The organism is Streptomyces sp. NPDC002853 (assembly GCF_053591915.1).
On sequence record NZ_JBSFUS010000012.1, the window covers coordinates 185,161 to 207,270 of the forward strand.

Annotated in this window: 21 protein-coding genes; 19 read left to right on the forward strand and 2 right to left on the reverse strand. The window is 70.2% G+C overall.

Features of this window, described 5'->3' with window-relative positions; translation table 11 throughout:
* Positions 1–118 precede the first annotated feature (118 nt).
* From nsdA to ftsH, 6 genes are all read left to right on the forward strand, one after another.
* Entirely contained in the window at positions 119–1,594 is a 1,476-nt protein-coding gene (nsdA, locus tag ACWD02_RS31450) for a transcriptional repressor NsdA (RefSeq protein WP_451216417.1), read from the forward strand.
* 333 nt (positions 1,595–1,927) lie between these two features.
* The gene (locus ACWD02_RS31455; RefSeq protein ID WP_451216420.1) at positions 1,928–3,295 is read left to right on the forward strand and encodes an ammonium transporter; all 1,368 of its coding nucleotides are present in this window, start codon (positions 1,928–1,930) and stop codon (positions 3,293–3,295) included.
* On the forward strand, positions 3,292–3,630 hold the full coding sequence (locus ACWD02_RS31460) for a P-II family nitrogen regulator (protein WP_249587501.1): 339 nt from the start codon (positions 3,292–3,294) through the stop codon (positions 3,628–3,630). The genes ACWD02_RS31455 and ACWD02_RS31460 overlap by 4 nt, the downstream gene beginning before the upstream one ends.
* A gap of 68 nt (positions 3,631–3,698) precedes the next feature.
* Entirely contained in the window at positions 3,699–6,152 is a 2,454-nt protein-coding gene (locus ACWD02_RS31465; protein ID WP_451216424.1) for a [protein-PII] uridylyltransferase, read from the forward strand.
* Between the two features lie 350 nt (positions 6,153–6,502).
* On the forward strand, positions 6,503–8,056 hold the full coding sequence (ffh, locus tag ACWD02_RS31470) for a signal recognition particle protein (RefSeq protein WP_451216427.1): 1,554 nt from the start codon (positions 6,503–6,505) through the stop codon (positions 8,054–8,056).
* A 119-nt stretch (positions 8,057–8,175) separates the two neighbouring features.
* The gene (ftsH, locus tag ACWD02_RS31475) at positions 8,176–10,116 is read left to right on the forward strand and encodes an ATP-dependent zinc metalloprotease FtsH (protein ID WP_451216430.1); all 1,941 of its coding nucleotides are present in this window, start codon (positions 8,176–8,178) and stop codon (positions 10,114–10,116) included.
* Here ftsH and ACWD02_RS31480 read toward each other — a convergent pair.
* Positions 10,113–10,736 carry a maleylpyruvate isomerase family mycothiol-dependent enzyme gene (locus tag ACWD02_RS31480; protein WP_451216433.1) on the reverse strand — a complete coding sequence of 208 codons (624 nt, stop codon included), beginning with the start codon at positions 10,734–10,736 and terminating at the stop codon, positions 10,113–10,115. The genes ftsH and ACWD02_RS31480 overlap by 4 nt on opposite strands.
* Positions 10,737–10,806: 70 nt before the next feature.
* Between ACWD02_RS31480 and ACWD02_RS31485 the strand changes: the two genes are divergently transcribed.
* Positions 10,807–11,715 carry a LysR family transcriptional regulator gene (locus ACWD02_RS31485; RefSeq protein ID WP_451216436.1) on the forward strand — a complete coding sequence of 303 codons (909 nt, stop codon included), beginning with the start codon at positions 10,807–10,809 and terminating at the stop codon, positions 11,713–11,715.
* Between the two features lie 10 nt (positions 11,716–11,725).
* Here the strand turns inward: ACWD02_RS31485 and ACWD02_RS31490 are convergent, their stop codons facing one another.
* A complete protein-coding gene (locus ACWD02_RS31490; RefSeq protein WP_451216438.1) occupies positions 11,726–12,589 on the reverse strand; it encodes a class I SAM-dependent methyltransferase in 864 nt (287 codons plus the stop codon).
* Between the two features lie 227 nt (positions 12,590–12,816).
* Between ACWD02_RS31490 and proS the strand changes: the two genes are divergently transcribed.
* The 12 genes from proS to ACWD02_RS31550 all read left to right on the forward strand — a co-directional run bounded on the left by proS (position 12,817) and on the right by ACWD02_RS31550 (position 22,072).
* Complete coding sequence (gene proS, locus ACWD02_RS31495) at positions 12,817–14,247, forward strand: proline--tRNA ligase (RefSeq protein WP_451216441.1); 1,431 nt, start codon at positions 12,817–12,819, stop codon at positions 14,245–14,247.
* Positions 14,248–14,518: 271 nt separating this feature from the next.
* Positions 14,519–15,115 (forward strand): hypothetical protein, encoded by a 597-nt coding sequence (locus tag ACWD02_RS31500; protein WP_451216443.1) that lies wholly within the window; start codon positions 14,519–14,521, stop codon positions 15,113–15,115.
* Between the two features lie 207 nt (positions 15,116–15,322).
* Positions 15,323–15,760, forward strand: coding sequence for a 30S ribosomal protein S16 (rpsP, locus tag ACWD02_RS31505; protein WP_451216446.1), 438 nt, complete (start codon positions 15,323–15,325; stop codon positions 15,758–15,760).
* A 2-nt stretch (positions 15,761–15,762) separates the two neighbouring features.
* On the forward strand, positions 15,763–16,002 hold the full coding sequence (locus ACWD02_RS31510; RefSeq protein WP_030361979.1) for an RNA-binding protein: 240 nt from the start codon (positions 15,763–15,765) through the stop codon (positions 16,000–16,002).
* Between the two features lie 114 nt (positions 16,003–16,116).
* A complete protein-coding gene (gene rimM / locus ACWD02_RS31515; protein ID WP_451216449.1) occupies positions 16,117–16,695 on the forward strand; it encodes a ribosome maturation factor RimM in 579 nt (192 codons plus the stop codon).
* Entirely contained in the window at positions 16,695–17,516 is an 822-nt protein-coding gene (gene trmD, locus ACWD02_RS31520; RefSeq protein WP_451216452.1) for a tRNA (guanosine(37)-N1)-methyltransferase TrmD, read from the forward strand. The genes rimM and trmD overlap by 1 nt, the downstream gene beginning before the upstream one ends.
* 132 nt (positions 17,517–17,648) lie before the next feature.
* Positions 17,649–17,999 carry a 50S ribosomal protein L19 gene (gene rplS / locus ACWD02_RS31525; protein ID WP_160507458.1) on the forward strand — a complete coding sequence of 117 codons (351 nt, stop codon included), beginning with the start codon at positions 17,649–17,651 and terminating at the stop codon, positions 17,997–17,999.
* A gap of 45 nt (positions 18,000–18,044) precedes the next feature.
* Positions 18,045–18,764 (forward strand): signal peptidase I, encoded by a 720-nt coding sequence (gene lepB, locus ACWD02_RS31530; RefSeq protein WP_451216455.1) that lies wholly within the window; start codon positions 18,045–18,047, stop codon positions 18,762–18,764.
* Positions 18,757–19,836 (forward strand): signal peptidase I, encoded by a 1,080-nt coding sequence (gene lepB, locus ACWD02_RS31535; protein WP_451216458.1) that lies wholly within the window; start codon positions 18,757–18,759, stop codon positions 19,834–19,836. Before lepB (ACWD02_RS31530) ends, lepB (ACWD02_RS31535) begins: the two co-directional genes overlap by 8 nt.
* Positions 19,727–20,692, forward strand: a complete 966-nt coding sequence (gene lepB / locus ACWD02_RS31540; RefSeq protein ID WP_451216461.1) for a signal peptidase I — start codon at positions 19,727–19,729, stop codon at positions 20,690–20,692. The genes lepB (ACWD02_RS31535) and lepB (ACWD02_RS31540) overlap by 110 nt, the downstream gene beginning before the upstream one ends.
* 80 nt (positions 20,693–20,772) lie before the next feature.
* Entirely contained in the window at positions 20,773–21,540 is a 768-nt protein-coding gene (gene lepB, locus ACWD02_RS31545) for a signal peptidase I (protein ID WP_451216464.1), read from the forward strand.
* Positions 21,530–22,072, forward strand: coding sequence for an NUDIX hydrolase (locus ACWD02_RS31550; RefSeq protein ID WP_451216467.1), 543 nt, complete (start codon positions 21,530–21,532; stop codon positions 22,070–22,072). Before lepB (ACWD02_RS31545) ends, ACWD02_RS31550 begins: the two co-directional genes overlap by 11 nt.
* Positions 22,073–22,110: the final 38 nt, after the last annotated feature.

The window sequence follows — 22,110 nt, forward strand, 5'->3', positions numbered from 1 at the left end:
AAGTCGGTTTCCTGTTCGATGGGTGACGTTCTCCGGACGGAGGGCCGCGCCGCGCGGCATTCTGGTAGGGCTTGGCGTGGGACCGCGCGTAAGTGTCTTGAGGGATGGGGGCGTTCCAGTGGGCGGCAATGGCGGAAGTGGTGCGAACGCTGAGAAGCGCCCCAACGAACTGCTCAATTCCTGGTTCGTGCGCAGCGGCTGGTCGAAGGGCGAGCTGGCGCGGCAAGTCAACCGCAGGGCACGGCAGTTGGGCGCGCACCACATCTCCACCGACACCTCACGGGTGCGGCGCTGGCTGGACGGCGAGAACCCCCGCGAGCCCATCCCGCGCATCCTCTCCGAGCTGTTCTCCGAGCGGTTCGGCTGCGTCGTCGCGGTCGAGGACCTCGGGCTGCGCGCCGCGCACCAGTCGCCGTCCGTCTCGGGCGTCGACCTGCCCTGGACCGGGCCCCAGACCGTCGCGCTCATCAGTGAGTTCTCGCGCAGCGACCTGATGCTGGCCAGGCGCGGTTTCCTCGGCACCTCGCTCGCGCTCTCCGCCGGTCCCTCCCTCATCGAGCCGATGCAGCGCTGGCTGGTCCCGGGACCCACGACCCCGGTCGGCGACCCGGAGCCGTCCACCCCCTCCCGCAGGCCCGGCAAGCTCTCCAGGCCGGAGCTGGACCTCCTGGAGTCCACGACCGTGATGTTCCGGCAGTGGGACGCGCAGTGCGGCGGCGGCCTGCGGCGCAAGGCGGTCGTCGGCCAACTGCACGAGGTGACGGACCTGTTGCAGGAGCCCCAGCCGGAGGCCACGTCCAAGCGGCTCTTCAAGGTCGCGGGCGAACTGGCCGAGCTGGCCGGCTGGATGAGCTACGACGTCGGTCTCCAGCCCACCGCCCAGAAGTACTTCGTGCTGGCCCTGCACGCCGCGAAGGAGGCCGGCGAGAAGCCCCTCGGTTCGTACATCCTCTCCAGCATGAGCCGCCAGATGATCCACCTCGGACGGCCCGACGACGCGCTCGAACTGATCCACCTCGCGCAGTACGGAAGCCGTGACTGCGCGAGCCCGCGCACCCAGGCCATGCTGTATGCGATGGAGGCCCGCGCCTACGCCAGCATGGGCCAGCCGGGCAAGTGCAAGCGGGCCGTGCGCATGGCCGAGGACACCTTCGCCGACGCCGCCGACTTCGACGAGCCCGAGCCCGACTGGATCCGCTTCTTCTCCGAGGCCGAGCTGAACGGCGAGAACGCCCACTCGTTCCGCGACCTGGCCTACGTGGCCGGCCGCAGCCCGACGTACGCCTCACTCGCCGAGCCCGTCATGGAGCGTGCCGTCGAGCTCTTCGGCAAGGACTCCGAGCATCAGCGTTCGTACGCACTGAACCTCATCGGGATGGCCACGGTTCACCTGCTCCAGCGTGAGCCCGAGCAGAGCACGGTCCTCGCGCACGAGGCCCTGACCATCGCCAAGAAGGTCCGCTCCGAGCGGGTCAACACCCGCCTGCGCAAGACCGTGGACACCGCCGTGCGGGACTTCGGCGACATCGCCGAGGTCGTGCAGCTGACCGACCAGCTCGCCATCGACATGCCCGAAACCGCGGAGGCTGTCTGACGGCGTCCCACCAGAACTCCGGCCGCGGCCGGTCCATCCCGAACTGCCCGACTCGGCTCCCCCACGCCAGGTCAATCGGATGGCCGCCGCGGCCGGTTTTTTCGGTGTGCGCAGGGTATGAAACCGCGCCCCGCCTGACCCGGCAGTTCATGGACGCGTAACACGCACGACCTCTTCGTCACTGCGGCGAAACATCGAGGGGCGCCCCCTGAAACGGCGCTGGGCCAATCTCATGGCGCATAACGGCCCACCCCCTTCCCCTAGCTCTTGTCGAGCAGGGGAGGCCCCACCTCCCCGCCCGCACGGGCCGCATACGACGACGAGGAGACGCCGATGCCCCCAGGCATCACGATCGCCGCAGACGCCCCGCAGCTGTCTGCCGCCAACACAGGGTTCCTGCTCATCTGTTCCGCCCTGGTGATGCTCATGACACCGGGACTCGCCTTCTTCTACGGAGGCATGGTTCGCGTCAAGAGCACACTGAACATGCTGATGATGAGCTTCATCAGCCTGGGGATCGTCACCATCCTCTGGGTGCTGTACGGCTTCTCCATCGCGTTCGGCACCGACCACGGCAGCCTCTTCGGCTGGTCGAACGACTACGTCGGCCTGAGCGGCATCGGACTCACCGAGCTGTGGGACGGCTACACCATCCCGGTCTATGTCTTCGCCGTCTTCCAGCTGATGTTCGCGATCATCACACCCGCACTGATCAGCGGCGCGCTCGCGGACCGCGTGAAGTTCACCGCCTGGGCGCTGTTCGTCGCGCTCTGGGCCACGATCGTCTACTTCCCGGTCGCGCACTGGGTGTGGGGCACGGGCGGCTGGGCCTTCGAGCTCGGCGTCATCGACTTCGCCGGCGGTACGGCCGTGCACATCAACGCCGGCGCCGCGGCGCTCGGCGTGATCCTGGTCATCGGCAAGCGCGTCGGCTTCAAGAAGGACCCGATGCGGCCGCACAGCCTGCCGCTCGTCATGCTCGGCGCCGCACTCCTGTGGTTCGGCTGGTTCGGCTTCAACGCCGGATCGTGGCTGGGCAACGACGACGGCGTCGGCGCGATGATGTTCCTGAACACCCAGGTCGCCACCGCCGCGGCCATGCTGGCCTGGCTCGCCTACGAGAAGATCCGGCACGGCGCGTTCACCACCCTCGGTGCCGCTTCGGGCGCCGTCGCCGGACTCGTCGCGATCACCCCGGCCGGCGGCTCCGTCTCGCCGCTCGGCGCGATCGCCGTCGGAGCCATCGCCGGTCTGCTCTGCGCCATGGCCGTCGGCCTCAAGTTCAGGTTCGGCTACGACGACTCCCTCGACGTCGTCGGTGTCCACCTCGTCGGCGGTGTCGTGGGCTCGCTGCTCGTCGGCTTCTTCGCCACCGGCGGCGTCCAGTCCGACGCCAAGGGCCTCTTCTACGGCGGCGGCCTCGAACAGCTGGGCAAGCAGGCCGCCGGTGTCGGCGCCGTCCTCGCGTACTCCATGATCGCCTCCGCGATCCTCGCCTTCCTGGTCGACAAGACCATCGGGATGCGGGTCAGCGAGGACGAGGAGGTCGCGGGCATCGACCAGGTGCAGCACGCCGAGACCGCGTACGACTTCAGTGGCGCGGGCGGCGGCACCGCGCCCCGCACCGCAGCCGCGCCCGGCCCGCCGGCCCAGGACGCAGGCAAGGCCGCGAACGAGAAGAACAAGAGGGTGGACGCATGAAGCTCATCACCGCGGTCGTCAAGCCGCACCGCCTCGACGAGATCAAGGAGGCCCTCCAGGCCTTCGGCGTCCAGGGCCTGACCGTGACCGAGGCCAGCGGCTACGGCCGCCAGCGCGGCCACACCGAGGTCTACCGTGGCGCGGAGTACACCGTCGACCTCGTGCCGAAGATCCGGATCGAGGTCCTGGTCGAGGACGACGACGCCGAACAGCTCGTGGATGTCGTGGTCAAGGCCGCCCGGACCGGCAAGATCGGGGACGGCAAGGTCTGGAGCGTTCCGGTCGAGACGGCGGTGCGGGTGCGGACCGGCGAGCGTGGGCCTGATGCGTTGTGAGCTCGGTCGGCAAGGGCTGAGCTACCAGAGGCTGAGCGGGACTGAGCGGGACTGACAGGAGCTGCTGGGTGACGAGTGTGGACGTACGTAGTGAATCGGAATCGGAAGACTCCGGACCCAGCGGCTATGCGGCGGCCCGGCTGCGCCTCCTGCAAGGGGAGGCGCGGTCCGGGCCGCCGCGCCGTTCGGCCCTCGCCGACCTCACGGACGACTGGCTGACCGGCCTTTTCACGGCCGCGGGTGCGCCACGGGGGGCCGCACTGGTGGCCGTGGGCGGGTACGGCAGGGGAGAGCTCTCGCCGCGCAGCGACCTCGACCTGCTGTTGCTGCACGACGGCAGCGCGGACGCCGGGGAGGTGGCGGCCCTCGCGGACCGCATCTGGTACCCCATCTGGGATCTCGGGCTCGCGCTCGACCACTCCGTGCGTACGCCCGCGGAGGCGCGCAGGACCGCGGGCGAGGACCTCAAGGTGCAGCTGGGGCTGCTCGACGCGCGGCACGTCGTGGGGGATCTCGGGCTGACCGCCGGGCTGCGCACCGCGGTGCTCGCCGACTGGCGCAACCTCGCGCCCAAGCGGCTGCCCGAGCTGCGGGAGCTGTGCGAGGAACGGGCCGAGCGGCAGGGGGAGTTGAGCTACCTCCTGGAGCCGGACCTGAAGGAGGCCCGGGGCGGACTGAGGGACGCGACCGCCTTGCGGGCCGTCGCCGCCTCCTGGCTGGCCGACGCGCCGCGTGAGGGGCTCTCCGATGCCCGGCGGCGGCTCCTCGACGTGCGGGACGCGCTGCACCTGACCACGGGGCGGGCCACGGACCGGCTCGCGCTGCAGGAACAGGATCAAGTGGCCGTGGAATTGGGCCTGTTGGACGCCGACGCACTGCTCCGTCAGGTGTACGAGTCCGCGCGCACCGTCTCGTACGCGAGTGACGTGACGTGGCGCGAGGTGAGCAGGGTGCTGCGGTCCCGGTCCGTGCGGCCTCGGCTGCGGGCCATGCTGGGCGGCGGCAAGGGGGCGGTGGCCGAGCGTTCGCCGCTGGCCGAGGGGGTCGTGGAGCAGGACGGCGAGGTCGTCCTCGCCCGGGCGGCCCGGCCCGAGCGGGACCCCGTGCTGCCGCTCCGTGCCGCCGCGGCCGCGGCCCAGGCGGGGCTGCCCCTGTCGCTGCACGCGGTGCGCAGGATGGCCGCGGCGGTGCGGCCGCTGCCCACGCCGTGGCCGGCCGAGGCGAGGGAGCAGCTGGTGACGCTGCTCGGGGCGGGGCGTCCGACGGTCGAGGTGTGGGAGGCCCTTGAGGCGGAGGGGCTGATTACCCGGCTGCTGCCGGACTGGGAGCGGGTGCGGTGCAGGCCGCAGCGCAACGCCGTCCACACGTGGACGGTCGACCGGCATCTGGTGGAGACGGCGGTGCAGGCCTCCGAACTGACCCGGCGCGTGGGGCGGCCCGACCTGTTGCTGGTGGCCGGGTTGCTGCACGACATCGGGAAGGGCTGGCCGGGGGACCACTCGGAGGCCGGGGAGATCATCGCCAGGGACGTCGCCGCCCGGATCGGCTTCGACCGGGCCGATGTCGCGGTCCTCGCGACCCTCGTGCGGCACCACCTGCTGCTGATCGAGACGGCCACGCGCCGGGATCTCGACGACCCGGCCACGGTACGGGCAGTGGCGGACGCGGTGGGTTCGACCGGGACCCTCGAACTGCTGCACGCGCTCACGGAGGCGGACGCCCTGGCCACCGGCCCCGCCGCCTGGTCCACCTGGCGGGGGTCGCTCGTCGCGGATCTGGTGAAGCGGGTCGGGGCGGTGCTTTCCGGGGAGGAGCCGCCGGGATCGGAGGACATCGCTCCCACCGCCGAGCAGGAGCGCCTCGCGGTGGAGGCGTTCCGTACGGGCGGGCCGGTGCTGGCCCTGCGGGCGCAGACGGAGGGGGTGGCCGCCGAGGAGCCGGCCGGGGACCCGGAGCCGCTGGGCGTGGAGCTGGTCATCGCGGTGCCGGACCAGCCGGGCGTGCTGTCCGCCGTCGCGGGGGTGCTCGCCATGCACCGGCTCACGGTACGGACGGCGGAGTTGCGGGGGGTGGGACTGCCGTCCGGTCTCGAGGACTCGGTGCTGCTCCTGAACTGGCGGGTCGCCGCGGAGTACGGCTCCCTGCCGCAGGCCGCACGGCTGCGGGCGGACCTGGTGCGGGCCCTTGACGGCTCGCTGGACATCGCGGCACGGCTCGCGGAGCGCGACGCGGCGTACCCGAGACGCCGGGGGACGGTCGCGCCTCCACCCCGGGTGACCGTGGCTTCGGCGGGGTCGCGTCTCGCCACCGTCATCGAGGTACGGGCCCAGGACGCACCGGGCCTGCTGCACCGCATCGGCCGGGCGCTGGAATCGGCGGGGGTGGTGGTGCGGAGTGCGCATGTGTCGACGCTGGGGGCGAACGCGGTGGACGCGTTCTACGTGACGGGGGAGGGTGCGCCGCTGTCGGGGGAGCGGGCTGCGGGGGTGGCTCGGGCTGTGGAGGAGGGGTTGCGGGGGTAGGGGGGGAGGGGCTGGCCTCGTCCCCCACCTCGCCCGTCACGCGGCTCGCGCACCCACTGCCCACCCATCCCTTGTCGCTGCGGGGCAATCGGGCGGGTGGGCTTGAGAGCTTGTTCGTTCAGGGGTGGATGCGGGGTTACGGCTGGGAGAGGCCCGTTCGGCAGGACCACTGCCAGGGACCGGCAGGCAAAGCGATCACCCCGTCACGGGGTGACGAAAGCCCGCCCCGCTCCTGCGCGCCCGCCCGCCCGGCGGGACAGATACCCTGGAGGGCGACCTATCCGCCCTCCCCCACGCTCAGCTCCGCGCGAGCGGGGGGCGCCCCTTCGACCCGAGGATTCGCGACCGCCGTGTTCGACACTCTCTCCGACCGCCTCGCAGCGACATTCAAGAACCTCCGGGGCAAGGGCCGCCTGTCCGAGGCGGACATCGACGCCACGGCGCGCGAGATCCGCATCGCCCTGCTCGAGGCGGACGTCGCCCTTCCCGTCGTCCGGGCCTTCATCAAGCAGATCAAGGAGCGCGCGGCCGGCGCCGAGGTCTCCCAGGCCCTGAACCCCGCCCAGCAGGTCATCAAGATCGTCAACGAGGAGCTCATCGGCATCCTCGGCGGCGAGACGCGACGCCTGCGGTTCGCCAAGAACCCGCCGTCCGTGATCATGCTCGCCGGTCTGCAGGGTGCCGGTAAGACCACCCTCGCCGGAAAGCTCGGCCTCTGGCTGAAGGGTCAGGGCCACTCGCCGCTCCTGGTCGCGTGCGACCTGCAGCGTCCCAACGCCGTGAACCAGCTGGCCGTCGTCGCCGAGCGCGCGGGCGTCGGCGTCTACGCCCCCCAGCCGGGCAATGGCGTGGGCGACCCGGTCCAGGTCGCCAAGGACTCGATCGAGTTCGCCAAGACCAAGCAGTACGACGTCGTCATCGTCGACACCGCGGGCCGCCTCGGCATCGACCAGGAGCTGATGCAGCAGGCCGCGGACATCCGCGACGCCGTCAGCCCGGACGAGGTCCTCTTCGTCGTCGACGCCATGATCGGTCAGGACGCCGTCAACACGGCGGAGTCCTTCCGTGACGGCGTCGGCTTCGACGGCGTCGTCCTGTCGAAGCTCGACGGTGACGCCCGTGGTGGTGCCGCCCTGTCGATCGCGCAGGTCACAGGCCGCCAGATCATGTTCGCCTCGAACGGCGAGAAGCTGGACGACTTCGACGCGTTCCACCCGGACCGCATGGCGTCCCGCATCCTCGGCATGGGCGACATGCTCACGCTGATCGAGAAGGCCGAGCAGACCTTCTCCCAGCAAGAGGCCGAGCAGATGGCCTCCAAGCTGGCGAGCAGCAAGGGCAAGGACTTCACGCTCGACGACTTCCTGGCCCAGATGGAGCAGGTCCGCAAGATGGGCAGCATCAGCAAGCTGCTCGGGATGATGCCCGGCATGGGGCAGATCAAGGACCAGATCAACAACCTGGACGAGCGGGACGTCGACCGCACCGCCGCCATCATCAAGTCGATGACGCCGGGTGAGCGCCACGAGCCGACCATCATCAACGGCTCCCGCCGCGCCCGTATCGCCAAGGGGTCCGGCGTCGAGGTCAGCGCCGTCAAGAATCTCGTCGAGCGCTTCTTCGAGGCCCGCAAGATGATGTCGCGCATGGCCCAGGGCGGCGGAATGCCGGGCATGCCGGGGATGCCGGGCATGGGCGGCGGCCCCGGCAAGCAGAAGAAGAAGCAGAAGCAGGCCAAGGGCAAGCGGAAGTCGGGCAACCCGATGAAGCGCAAGCAGGAGGAGCAGGAGGCCGCGGCCCGCCGTGAGCAGGCCGGCCAGGAAGGCGGCGCCTTCGGCCTCCCCGCGGGGCAGCAGGGGCAGAACTTCGAGCTGCCGGACGAGTTCAAGAAGTTCATGGGCTGACGCTCAGCTCGCGTACGTCATCCGGGGCGCCCCTCTGCCGAGAGGGGCGCCCCGGGCGTTTTCGGAGCGGACGCCCAGCAGTAGATGCCCAGCCCCTGTTTGTGTCGTAACGTCCGGATATGAGCAACCCTGTGCCGCCGCGCCGGGCGCCCGACCAGCCATGGCGCTCCGAGGGCGCACCACCGCCCGCGCCCACACCACCGCCGAAGAAGAAGATGCCGGGCGGGTGGGGCGGGCTCATCCTCACCGCGCTCATCGTCTACCTCATCGCCAACATCGTCCTCTCCTTCTTCAACGACGGCGACGAGCCGACGATCTCGTACACGGAGTTCAGCAAGCAGGTCGACTCCGGGAACGTCACGAAGATCTACTCCAAGGGCGACGCGATCCAGGGCCAGCTCAAGAAGGAGCAGGAGAAGCCGGGCGACGCGAAGGGGAAGTACTCCAAGTTCATCACCCAGCGGCCGGCCTTCGCCGACGACAAGCTCTGGGACGACCTGACCAAGCACGACGTCACGGTCACCGCCGAGCCCGTCGTCCAGGAGCGCAGCTTCCTGTCCAACCTGCTCATCTCGCTGGCCCCGATGCTGCTCCTGGTCTTCCTGTGGATCTTCATCGCCCGGCGGATGAGCTCGGGCATGGGCGGCGGCGCGGGCGGCATGCTGGGCCGCAAGGCCCCGCCCAAGCCGGTGGAGCTCGAACCCGGCGACAAGCGCACCACCTTCGAGGACGTGGCGGGCATCGACGAGGTCGAGGGGGAGCTCAGTGACGTCGTCGACTTCCTGAAGAACCCCGCCGCCTACCGCGAGATGGGCGCCAAGATGCCGCGCGGCGTGCTGCTCGCGGGTCTGCCCGGCACCGGAAAGACGCTGCTCGCGCGGGCCGTCGCCGGTGAGGCCGGAGTGCCCTTCTTCTCGGCGTCCGCGTCGGAGTTCATCGAGATGATCGTGGGCGTAGGCGCATCGCGCGTACGCGAACTCTTCGCGGAGGCACGGAAAGTCGCGCCGTCCATCATCTTCATCGACGAGATCGACACCATCGGACGGGCGCGCGGTGGCGGCAGCGGGATGGGCGGACACGACGAACGCGAGCAGACGCTCAACCAGATCCTCACCGAGATGGATGGTTTCTCCGGCTCCGAAGGTGTCATCGTCCTAGCGGCCACCAACCGCGCCGACATCCTCGACCCCGCCCTGACCCGCCCCGGCCGCTTCGACCGGGTCGTCACCGTCAGCCCGCCCGACCGCGGCGGACGCGAGGCCATCCTCAAGATCCACACCCGTGAGATCCCGATGGCGGCCGGCATCGACCTCGCCCAGGTCGCCCGTACGACACCGGGGATGACCGGCGCCGAACTCGCCAACCTCGCCAACGAAGCCGCCCTGCTCGCCGTCAAGCGGGGGCAGAAGGAAGTGACGCAGGCCGACCTCTCCGAGGCACTGGAGAAGGTCCAGCTCGGCGCCGAGCGGCCGCTCGTGATGCCGGACGAGGAGCGGCGGCGCACGGCGTACCACGAGAGCGGACACGCCCTGCTCGGCATGCTGCAGCCCGGCGCCGACCCGGTCCGCAAGATCACCATCGTGCCCCGGGGGCGCGCGCTCGGCGTCACGCTCTCGACGCCGGACGCCGACAAGTACGCGTACACGGAGGAGTATCTGCGCGGCCGCATCGTCGGCGCCCTGGGCGGCATGGCGGCCGAGCATGTCGTCTTCGGTGTCATCACCACGGGTGCCGAGAGCGACCTCGAACAGGTCACCAACATCGCCCGCGGCATGGTCGCCCGCTGGGGCATGAGCGAGCGCGTGGGGCGGCTCTCCGCGCTGCCGAGCGACGCCCAGCAGGCCTACGGTCTCTCGGCCGCCCCCGTCACCCTCGACACGATCGACCACGAGATGCGGCGGATCGTCGACGAGTGCTACGAGAGCGCCTGCCGTCAACTGAGGGACCACCGGGGGCAACTGGACGCCCTGGCCGCCGCACTCCTGGAGAACGAAACCCTGGAGGAAGAGGCGGCCTACCGAGTCGCCGGCATCACCCGACTCACCAAAGACGCCGACTAGGCCGGTTCGGTGGCGAAGCGGCTCCACGGCTCCCCTCGGAGGCGGCCCGGGGGGAGCTTCCTGCCGTACAGGACGAGGAGAAGGTCCTGCGCGGCGCCGGTCAACGGGGGCCCGGTGCCGTAACTCCAGTCGAGATCGGCGGCGCACAGCCGCACGCCGCCGACGTCCGCCCCGAAGAACTTGGTGCTCTTGGGCGTGACCTTCTCAAGAAGCACGCGTACGCGGTCCAGGGGAACCCTGCGGTCGAGTCCCAGGGCCACCGAGATGTCGAGGCCGTGCACCACGTCGTGGCCCAGCGCCCCCTCGATCCCGGCGAAGGGTGGCTGCCAGGGATGGTCCGCGTTGCTCCGGAGGAAGTCGGCGAGCTGACCGGTCGAGTGGTCGGCGGCGTCCTTGCGGGCGCACCGGTCGGTCATCCGGTGCAGACTCCCGCGCGCCTTGATGAGTTCGGCCAGCGTCCTCGGGAGCGAGTACCGGAAGCCCAGCGACATATGGGCCGCCACTTCCCGTACCCGCCACCCGGCGCACAGACTCGGCGCCTCCCACTGCGCGGGCGACAGGTCGTCGAGAAGGGCGGCGAGATCACGGCGTTCGGCGGCGACAGCGGTTCTGATGTCCACTCATCCAGGGTGTCGACCGCCTGGCCATAAGTCCAAGAGCTGGATCTTCTCGCGGCTAGCATGGACAGTTATGGAACTTCGCCAGCTCCAGTACTTCGTCGCCGTCGCGGAGGAGGCCAACTTCACCCGCGCCGCCGCCCGCCTGCACCTGGCCCAGCCGGGCGTGAGCGCCCAGGTCCGGCAACTGGAGAAGGAGCTCGGGCAGCAACTCCTCGACCGGTCGGGGCGGACGGTGACCCTGACGGAGGTGGGCGAGGCCGTCCTGCCGTTCGCGCGGGCCGCGCTCGCCGCGGTCGAAGGCGTGCGGCACACCGCGGACGAGTTCACCGGACTGCTCCGCGGTCAGATCGCCCTTGGCCTGGTGTCCGGCGCCGCCACCCAGGAGTTCGACGTGGTCTCCGTCCTCGCCGACTTCCACGACGACCACCCCGCGGTCGAGATCGCCCTCACCGAGGACAGTTCGGACCGGATGCTGGCCGCAGTGCGCGGCGGCGAATTCGACATCGCCCTCCTGGGCCTGACGGACGAGGAACCCCCGCCGGGCATCTCCCTGCGGCTGGTCATCGACGAAGCCCTGGTGGCCGTCATGCTCCCGGGGGACGACCTCCTTGCTCCCCAGGGACGTACGACCGTTCCGCTCGCCGCTCTCCGCGACCGCCCGCTGATCACCCTGCCGCGCGGCACCGGCGTACGCGGCGTGCTCGACCGAGCCTGCGCGCAGGCGGGCATCCGGCCCCGTGTGGCCTTCGAGGCGGCCGCCCCGCAGGTCCTCGTGCAACTCGTCGTCCGCGGGATGGGCGTGGCCGTCCTCCCCGCTCTCGAACCCCGTACGGCGGCCGCATACGGACTGCGGACGCTGGAGATCACCGATCCCCGGCCCCGCGGCAGGATCGCCCTGGCCTGGCGCACGGGCGGGCCCGCGAGCCCGGCGGCCAGGGTGCTGCTCGATCGCCTGCGAACGGCGCTCGGCACCGGTTAGGCGTACGCCCCTATCGCGTACGTGCGATCAAGTACCGGAACACGTTCGGCATCCACACGGTCCCGTCCCGCCGCTTGTGCGGATGCAGGGCTTCCGTCAGCTCCTTGTCGACCTGAACCTGATCGGTCGCGCCCACCGCCGCGTCGAACAGCCCGGTGGAGAGCAGACCGCGGACCGCGCTCTCGGTGTCCGCGTACCCGAAGGGGCATGCCACGCGTCCCGAGCCGTCCGGCTTGAGGCCCGCCCGCTGGGCGACCTCCTCCAGGTCGTCACGGAGCGCGGGACGCCAACTTCCCGTACTGCGAAGGGGGTCGGCGAGCTTGGTCGCCACCTTCAGTACAGAAGAGGTCGTGCAGCGCTCCGGCGGACCCCAGCCGACGAGCACCACGGGGGCGCCGCGTCCGGTCAGCGGGACGGTGGACTCCAGGAGGCCGGAGAGGCCCTCGGAGTCGCCCGCCACACAGCCGATCGGCTGGAACGCGGTCACGATGTCGAAGAGGGGCACATCCGGCCCCGAGACATCGGCCGGCCCTCCCTCGACGAGCCGGGTGCCGCGGTGCCGCCGTGCGTCCGAGTCCGTTTCCGGCAGCAGGCGCTCGCGTGCCAGGGCGAGCCGTTCGGGCGCCGAGGCGTCGACACCGGTGACCGACGCGCCCCGGGATTCCGCCATCAGGAGGGCGAGCCCGGAACCGCAGCCGAGACCGAGGAGCCGTGTTCCGCCGCCTACGTCGAGTCGTTCGTACACCGCCTCATAGAGCGGTACCAGCATCCGTTCCTGGATTTCCGCCCAGTCACGCGCGCGTGCGCACCGGTCCACGCCGCGGGGGGTCGTGCCCGCGCGGGGGAGGTGCGGCTGCGCGAGTGTAGGTGACATCGAAAGCGCCCCAATCCGCCGAGAGTTGCTGGAGTGTCGTATTCAAACGGTTCGTCCGCCCCCGTGCAGTGCGCTCGCACTCCCCCCGTATGCCAGAGAACTCCGCATCCGTCGTGGCGTCCAGAGGTTGTGGGGCAATGCTTGCGTGCCACCGTCGTGCGCCCCCTGAAGAAGCCCCGGAAGAATTCAATTCACGCGCTCCGGAGGCCCGCCGTACCATGCGCGCCATGGCTAAGGCACCCGTACTCACGCCCCGGGCGGAAGACTTTCCGCGCTGGTACCAAGACCTGATCAACAAGGCCGAGCTGGCCGACAACGGTCCGGTGCGGGGCACCATGGTGATCAGGCCGTACGGCTACGGCCTGTGGGAGCGCATGCAGCAGGACATGGACGCCCGCATCAAGGAGACGGGTACCCAGAACGCGTACTTCCCTCTCCTCATCCCCCAGTCGTACCTGACCAGGGAGGCCGAGCACGTCGAGGGCTTCGCCCCCGAACTGGCCGTCGTCACGCACGGCGGGGGCAAGGAACTGGAGGAGCCGGTCGTCATCCGCCCGACCTCCGAGACGATCGTCAACGAGTACTTCTCCAAGTGGGTGCAGAGCTACCGCGACCTGCCGCTCCTGATCAACCAGTGGGCCAACGTGGTCCGCTGGGAGCTGCGGCCCCGGCTCTTCCTGCGGACGTCGGAGTTCCTCTGGCAAGAGGGCCACACGGCCCACGCCACGTACGAGGAAGCACGCGATTTCGCGGCCCGCATCCACCGTGACGTCTACGGGGCCTTCATGCGGGACGTCCTCGCGATGGACTTCGTGCTGGGCCGCAAGACCGCCAAGGAACGCTTCGCGGGCGCCGTCAACACCCTCACGCTCGAAGGCATGATGGGCGACGGCAAGGCCCTCCAGCTCGGCACGAGTCACGAACTCGGCCAGAACTTCGCCAGGGCCTTCCACACCCAGTACCTGTCCAAGGAGGGCAAGCAGGAGCTGGTCTGGCAGACCTCCTGGGGCAGTACGACAAGGATGATCGGCGCCCTGGTGATGATGCACGGCGACGACGACGGCCTGCGGGTCCCGCCGCGCCTCGCGCCGGTCCAGGCCGTCGTCCTCGCCATCAAGGGCGACGACGCCGTGCTCGCCGCGGTCCGCGAGATCGGCGACCGCCTCAAGGCCGCCGGCGTGCGCGTCCAGGTCGACGACCGCACGGACATCCCCTTCGGACGCCGCGCCGTCGACTGGGAGCTCAAGGGAGTGCCGGTGCGCGTCGAGGTCGGCCCGCGCGACCTGGAGAACGGCACCGCGATGGTGGCCCGCCGGATCTCGGACCCGCACAGCAGGGGAGGCAAGGAGCCGGTCGCGATCGACTCCCTGGCGGCGCTGCTGCCCACCCTCCTGGAGGAGGACCAGCGGTCGCTCCTCGACCAGGCCCGCGAACGGCGGGAGTCCCGCACCTCGGACGTCACCACGGTGCGGGCCGCCGTGGAGGCCACGGCCGCCGGCGGCTGGGCACGCATCCCTTGGGCCACGCTCGGTCCGGAGGGCGAGGCGAAGCTCGCGGAGCACTCCGTGTCCGTACGGTGTCTGGTCACGGAGGACGGGGCGGTGCCGGACGCCGATGAGACCCCGGGTAACGTCGCTGTGGTGGCCCGCGCTTACTGACACGGGCGCCTCCGGTACCGGCGCGGTCGTTCTCGGCCCGTACGCCTGCCGAGGCAACACGAGACCCGGTGAGTCCCCTTGAGGGTGGCGGCGGGAGACGGGCGGGCGTACGCGCCACTACGTACCGGCTTGCCATGAGCTGCGAGGCTTCTGGGCAGATCAGCGCACCCGCCCTCGTCCGGACGCATCAATGGCAACTGACGGGTACGTGCAAATTATTTGGGATGCCCCGGAATGGAACCCCTGGGCATCCCGGCTCGTTGTTCACGACGTGAGCACGACACCACCTGTTCTCGCCGCAGAGCTGGCACAGGCGTGGGCCGATATTCAGCGGCACCACCCCGAGCTGCCCGATCTTGCCGCGCCCGAATCCCTGATCGGAGAGTCGTCGTCCGCCTGCGGCGCCGCACTCTCCTTCGAGCGACTGCTCCACGAGGCAGTCCATGGCATCGCCGCGTCACGCGGCGTACGCGACACCTCACGCGCGGGCCGCTATCACAACCGCAGATTCCTCGCCATCGCCGAGGAGCTGGGCCTGGACCACCCCGAGGAGCCGCATCCCAGCAGCGGCTTCTCGCTGGTCACGCTCAACCCCGAGGCGCGCAAGCGCTACCGCCCGACGATCGAGCGGCTCCAGCGCGCCCTCAAGGCGCACACCGCGGCGACCGCCGCCGACACGGCACGCAGCTTCCGGGGCCCGGCCGCCCGGCACGGCTCCTCCGGGGGTGGCGTCCGCGTCAAGGCGGTCTGCGACTGCGGACGCAACGTCCGCGTGGTCCCCTCGGTGCTCGCCCAGGCGCCCATCGTCTGCGGCGGCTGCGGCAAGCCCTTCCGTATCCCGGAAGTGGTCGGCGCCGCTGCGGGCTGACGGGCTGAGCTGGGGATGCGTCGCGGGGGCGCCCGGACCGGGTTCGGACGCTCCGGCGACGTATGGCACAATGGCTAGCTGTACTCGACAGCCGCATAGGAACCCTCTCGCCTCCGGCTGACGCGTCCATCGGGCACCCCGAGTACCGCAACCCCACGTGGCATCTCGTTGTGCCCAACCACGTCAAGACCAGGAGACACCACTCCAGTGGCAGTCAAGATCAAGCTGAAGCGTCTGGGCAAGATCCGGTCGCCTCACTACCGCATCGTCGTCGCCGACTCCCGTACCCGCCGTGATGGTCGGGCCATCGAGGAGATCGGCCTGTACCACCCGGTGCAGAACCCCTCGCGCATCGAGGTCGACTCGGAGCGCGCGCAGTACTGGCTCTCCGTCGGCGCTCAGCCGACCGAGCCGGTCATGGCGATCCTGAAGCTCACCGGTGACTGGCAGGCGCACAAGGGCCTTCCGGCCCCGGCGCCGCTGCTCGTCGCCGAGCCCAAGGACAAGCGCGCCGCGTTCGAGGCCTTCACCAAGGGCCTCGAGGGCGACGACGCCAAGGGTGAGGCCATCACCCAGAAGGCCAAGAAGACTGACAAGAAGGCGGACGAGGCCAAGGCCGAGTCCACCGAGTCGACCGAGGCCTGAGCATGCTCGAGGAGGCTCTCGAGCACCTCGTGAAGGGCATTGTCGACAACCCCGACGACGTGCAGGTCGCCTCGCGCAACCTGCGCCGGGGGCGTGTGCTCGAGGTCCGGGTCCACCCGGACGACCTCGGCAAGGTGATCGGCCGCAACGGCCGTACCGCACGCGCTCTGCGGACCGTCGTGGGCGCCATCGGCGGCCGCGGTGTCCGCGTCGACCTCGTCGACGTGGACCAGGTTCACTGAACCACAGGTAGCACCGGCACGGGCCGGGGAGGGCTTCTGGGCCTTCCCCGGCCCGTAGTCGTCTGTAGGCGCCTGCGGGCCCCTTTCCGCAGGCACACGACAGGAGAGAAAGCAGTGCAGCTGGTAGTCGCGCGGATCGGCCGCGCCCACGGCATCAAGGGTGAGGTCACCGTCGAGGTGCGGACCGACGAGCCGGAGCTGCGGCTCGGCCCCGGCGCCGTACTCGCCACCGACCCCGCCTCCACGGGGCCGCTGACCATCGAGACCGGCCGGGTGCACAGCGGCCGCCTCCTGCTGCGCTTCGAGGGCGTACGCGACCGCACGGGCGCCGAGGCGCTGCGCAACACGCTGCTCATCGCGGAGGTCGATCCGGAAGAGCTTCCGGAGGACGAGGACGAGTACTACGACCACCAGCTGATGGACCTCGACATCGTCACCAAGGAAGGGCTCGAGGTCGGCCGGATCACCGAGATCTCGCACCTGCCCTCGCAGGACCTGTTCATCGTGGAGCGGCCCGACGGCAGCGAGGTGATGATCCCCTTCGTGGAGTCGATCGTCACCGAGATCGACCTGGAGGAGCAGCGGGCGATCATCGACCCGCCGCCCGGCCTGATCGACGACCGCGCGGAGATCGCCTCGGCCAGGGACGACGAGGAGCCTTCGGACGAGAGGCCCTCGGGGGACGACGCCTGATGCGGCTCGACGTCGTCACGATCTTCCCCGAGTACCTGGAACCCCTGAACGTCTCCCTCGTGGGCAAGGCACGCGCGCGTGGACAGCTCGACGTGAACGTGCACGACCTCAGGGAGTGGACGTACGACCGCCACAACACGGTCGACGACACCCCCTACGGCGGCGGCCCCGGCATGGTCATGAAGACCGACCCCTGGGGCGCGGCACTCGACGAGGTGCTCGCCGAGGGATACGAGGCCGGGGCCCACGGGCCCGTCCTGGTCGTCCCCACGCCCAGCGGGCGGCCCTTCACCCAGGAGCTAGCCGTCGAGCTCTCCGAGCGGCCCTGGCTGGTCTTCACGCCCGCGCGCTACGAAGGCATCGACCGCCGCGTCATGGACGAGTACGCGACCCGGATGCCGGTCTACGAAGTGTCGATCGGCGACTACGTCCTCGCCGGCGGCGAGGCGGCCGTCCTGGTCGTCACCGAAGCAGTGGCCCGGCTGTTGCCCGGCGTCCTCGGCAACGCCGAGTCCCACCGCGACGACTCCTTCGCGCCCGGCGCCATGGCCAACCTCCTCGAAGGCCCCGTCTACACGAAGCCTCCGCAGTGGCGCGGTCATGGCATCCCGGACGTGCTCATCAGCGGCCACCACGGCAAGATCGCACGCTGGCGCAGGGACGAGGCGCTGCGGCGCACGGTCCGCAACAGGCCCGACCTGATCGAGCGCTGCGACCCCGCCGTCTTCGACAAGAAGGACCGGGAGATGCTCTCGATCCTGGGGTGGCGCCCGGGTCCCGACGGCCGATTTGGGCGAGACCCCCAGGCCGTGGAAGAATAGGCCGCTGCTGTACGTCCAGCGCGCGCCCCTGCCACAGGGGGAACGACGCCCGCCCGACGCGAACAGCTATCGAATCCTCATCACGAACTTCCCGCTGATGACCTGTGGCATCAGTGAAGAAAGCAGACGATCATGGCCAACCTGCTCGACTCCGTCGACAGCGCTTCGCTGCGCACCGACATCCCGGCCTTCCGCCCGGGTGACACCGTCAACGTCCACGTGCGCGTCATCGAGGGCAACCGCTCCCGTGTCCAGCAGTTCAAGGGCGTAGTCATCCGTCGCCAGGGTGCCGGCGTGCGCGAGACCTTCACGGTCCGCAAGGTCTCCTTCTCCGTCGGCGTGGAGCGCACCTTCCCGGTGCACACCCCGATCGTCGAGAAGATCGAGCTCGTCAGCCGCGGCGCCGTGCGTCGCGCGAAGCTGTACTACCTCCGTGAGCTGCGCGGCAAGGCCGCGAAGATCAAGGAGAAGCGCGACAACTGAGCTCGCGCACGGGTCCACATCGGAGCCGGATAGCATCTGGATCCGATGGACACCGAAGCACAGCACACGGAGCGCGACCGCTCCTCCCCACCCACAGATTCCCCGAGCGCCGAGCGCGAGGGTGAGTCCGAGGGGACGGAGGACCGGTCGCGCTCCGCTTTTGTGTCGTTCGTGTCCTGGGTGCCCGGCGGCAGAGCCACCCTGACACTGCTGATCTGCATGGTGTCCCTGCTGCTCGTCAGCACCTTCGTGATGCAGCCCTTCCAGATCCCCAGCGGCTCCATGGAGCCCGCGTTCCGGGTCGGAGACCGGGTACTCGTCAACAAGTTGGCGTACCGTTTCGGTTCCGAGCCGCAGCGAGGTGACGCGGTCGTCTTCGACGGCAGCGGCTACTTCGGAGATGCCGACTACATCAAGCGGGTCGCAGGGGTAGGGGGAGACCGGGTGGTCTGCTGCGACAAGCGGGGGAGGATCAAGGTGAACGGCGAGCCCGTCGACGAGCCGTACCTGTACCCGGGGGACGCCCCCTCGAAGGCGCCCTTCGTCGCGGTCGTCCCCGAAGACAGCCTGTTCCTCCTCGGTGACCACCGCAGCGACTCCCGTGACTCCCGCGACCACCTGGGCCAGCCCGGCGGCGGCATGATCCCCGTCGACTCCGTGATCGGCAGAGCCGACTGGATCGCCTGGCCCATCGGCCACTGGACCTCCCTGGAGCGTCCCGACAGCTACGCGCGCGTGCCGGCACCAGGCGGCGCGCATGGGTAACCGCGGACGTACGCGCGAGGCCAGTCACCGGGCTGACACCAGGCTGCCCACCGGATCCCGGCCCACCAGCGGCCCCGTACTGCCCGGAAGGGCCGAGCGGCGCAAGCTCGCGAAGAAGGTCAAGCGGCGCAGGAGGCGCTCGGCGATCAAGGAGATACCTCTCCTCATAGGCGTCGCGCTGCTGATAGCCCTGGTCCTGAAGACCTTCCTGGTGCAGGCCTTCGTGATCCCCTCGGGCTCGATGGAGCAGACGATCAAGATCGGCGACCGCGTGCTCGTCGACAAGCTCACCCCGTGGTTCGGTGCCAAGCCGAAGCGCGGCGACGTCGTCGTCTTCGAGGACCCAGGGAACTGGCTCAAGGACGAACAGACCAAGAAGAAGGACGACCCCGTAGGCGTCAAGCAGGTCAAGGAAGGCCTCGCGTTCATCGGCCTGCTTCCCTCCGACAACGAACGCGACCTGATCAAGCGCGTCGTGGGCGTCGGCGGCGACACCGTGAAGTGCTGTGACAAGAACAAGAAGCTCATGGTCAACGGAGTCCCCCTCACCGAGCCCTACATCAATCCGGGGGACGAGCCCTCGTCCTTCGAGTTCGAGGTGAAGGTCCCCGAGGGCCGGCTCTTCGTCATGGGTGACCACCGCTCCGACTCGGCCGACTCCCGCTTCCACCGCACCGAGAAGTTCAGCGGCACCGTCTCCGAGGACAGCGTGGTGGGCCGCGCGCTCGTCATCGCCTGGCCCTTCGACCACTGGCGGAAACTGGAGGAGCCCGAGACGTACGCGTCGGTGCCCGACGCGCGTGCGGGGTCGGACACCGCCCTGGGGCCGTCGCATAGGGTGGCCCCAGGCGATCGATACGGATTGACCGGACTCCCGACCCCTGCGGAACTCCCGCTCGTTATGGGAGTGGTGGGCCTGCATCGCATCAGGAGCGGGCAGCGGCACGGACTGAGGAGTGGATGTGGGGGATGTGGCGGTCGGCGCACGGTCCGGACACGGTGGGCCCGAGGAACAGCCAGGGCGTTCAGACGAGCCGGAGGCCGCGGCGGACGGCGTGAGCCCCGGGAGTGACACCACGGGGGCCGGTCCCGCGCCCGGCGAGCCGGACGGGAAGCAGACCAGGGAGGCGAAGAAGCCCCGCTCCTTCTGGAAGGAGCTGCCCCTCCTCATCGGCATCGCGCTGATCCTGGCCCTGGTGATCAAGACCTTCCTGGTGCAGGCGTTCTCGATTCCCTCGGACTCGATGCAGAACACGCTCCAGAAGGGCGACCGCGTCCTGGTCGACAAGCTGACCCCGTGGTTCGGCTCGGAGCCCGAGCGCGGCGAGGTCGTCGTCTTCAGGGACCCCGGCCACTGGCTGGACGGTGAGCCGACGCCCGACCCGAACGCGATTCAGCGGGTCCTCGGCTGGGTCGGCCTGATGCCGTCCGCCGACGAGAAGGACCTGATCAAGCGGGTCATCGCGGTGGGTGGCGACACGGTGGAGTGCAAGGGCACCGGCCCGGTGAAGGTCAACGGCAAGGCGCTGAACGAGCCGTACGTCTTCGAGGGCAACACCCCGTGCACCGTCGACGACCAGGGCGGCCAGTTCAAGGTCACCGTCCCCGCGGGCAAGATCTGGGTCATGGGTGACCACCGGCAGAACTCGCTGGACTCCCGCTACCACCAGAACCAGCCCGGCGGCGGCGCCGTCCCCGTGGACAACGTCGTGGGCCGCGCCATCGTCATCGCCTGGCCGCCCACCCGCTGGGCGACGCTGCCCAAGCCGGACACCTTCGACCAGCAGGGCATCAACGCCGCCATGAGCGCGGCGCCGGCGGCCCTCGGGCTCGCGGGTGCGGTGCCGGTCGTGCTCTGGCGCAGGCGTCGGCTGACGGTGGCTGCCGCGCAGGCCGCGAGGGTTTCTGGCGGAGGTACCGCCGGGTAGGGTGCCGTCCCAGATCGCTGATCTTCCGCGCTCCTGTTCGTAGGGGCGCGGGGTCGTCTCCGAAATGGGGGAGCACTGGGATGAGCAGGACACAACGTACGGACGAGGGCCACGGACGGCTCGGCAGCATGCTGTCGGGACTGGCCGTGGCCCTCGGCTGTGTGCTCTTCCTGGGGGGCTTCATCTGGGGCGCTGTCCTGTACCAGCCGTACACCGTTCCCACCGGGTCGATGACGCCGACGATCGGCGCGGGCGACCGGGTCCTGGCGGAGCGGATCGACGGCGGTGAGGTGCGCCGGGGTGACGTCGTCGTCTTCCGGCAGGCGAGCTGGGGCGACCTGCCGATGGTCAAGCGCGTGGTCGGCGTGGGCGGCGACCGGATCTCCTGCTGCACGGACGGCAAGCTGATGGTCAACGGCAAGCAGGTCGCAGAACCGTATCTTCCCGAGGGCAAGGGCGCCGAGGCCACCGGAATCCCGGCCACCACGGTCCCCAAGGGCAACCTCTTCCTGCTCGGTGACGAGCGCAGCGGCTCCCTGGACTCCAGCGTGCACCTGGGCGACTCCAACCACGGCTCCGTGCCGCGCGGCGCGGTGGAGGGCCGGGTCGACGCGGTGGCCTGGCCGTCGGAGAGGTTCGGCACGCTGGAGCGTCCCGAGGGCTTCGCCGACATGCCGGGCGGGATCTCCGACCCCGGGCCGGTGCGGCTCATGGTGTGGGCGGTGGTGGGCGGCGCCGTTCTCGTCCTGGGCGGCGCGGCGTACGGGCCGGTGGCCAAGCGGCTGCGGCGCGGGCGGGAGCGTCCGCGGAGCCGTGACCGCTCGGGGGAGAGCGCCCATGTCGGCTGAGGAGCCGCAGCTCCAGCCTGAGTCGCAGCCCGAGTCGCGTCTGCGGTCGGAGGCGTTGCGCAAGGTCGCGCGGGTGGTGCTGCTCGACCCGCAGGACCGCATCCTCCTGTTGCACGGCCATGAGCCGGGGGACGCGGCGGACGACTGGTGGTTCACACCGGGCGGTGGTCTGGAGGGCGACGAGACGCATGAACAGGCCGCGCTACGAGAACTGATGGAAGAGACGGGCATCACGGAGGTCGAGCTCGGCCCCGCCCTGTGGCAGCGGCTCTGCTCGTTCCCTTTCGCCGGACGGCGCTGGGACCAGGACGAGCGGTACTTCCTGGCGCGTACGTCGCAGACGTACACGCGAGCCGCGGGGCTGACGGAGCTGGAACGGCGGAGTGTCGCGGGAGCGCGATGGTGGACGTGCCAGGAACTGACCGAGGCACATGAGACGGTGTATCCGACCAGGCTCGCCGAGTTGCTTCGCAGGCTGCTCGACGAGGGTCCTCCGAGCCGGCCCGAGACCCTCGACACGGAAATCGTGTAGAGGCTCCAGGGGCTGACGCACAATAGGGGGACGCACGG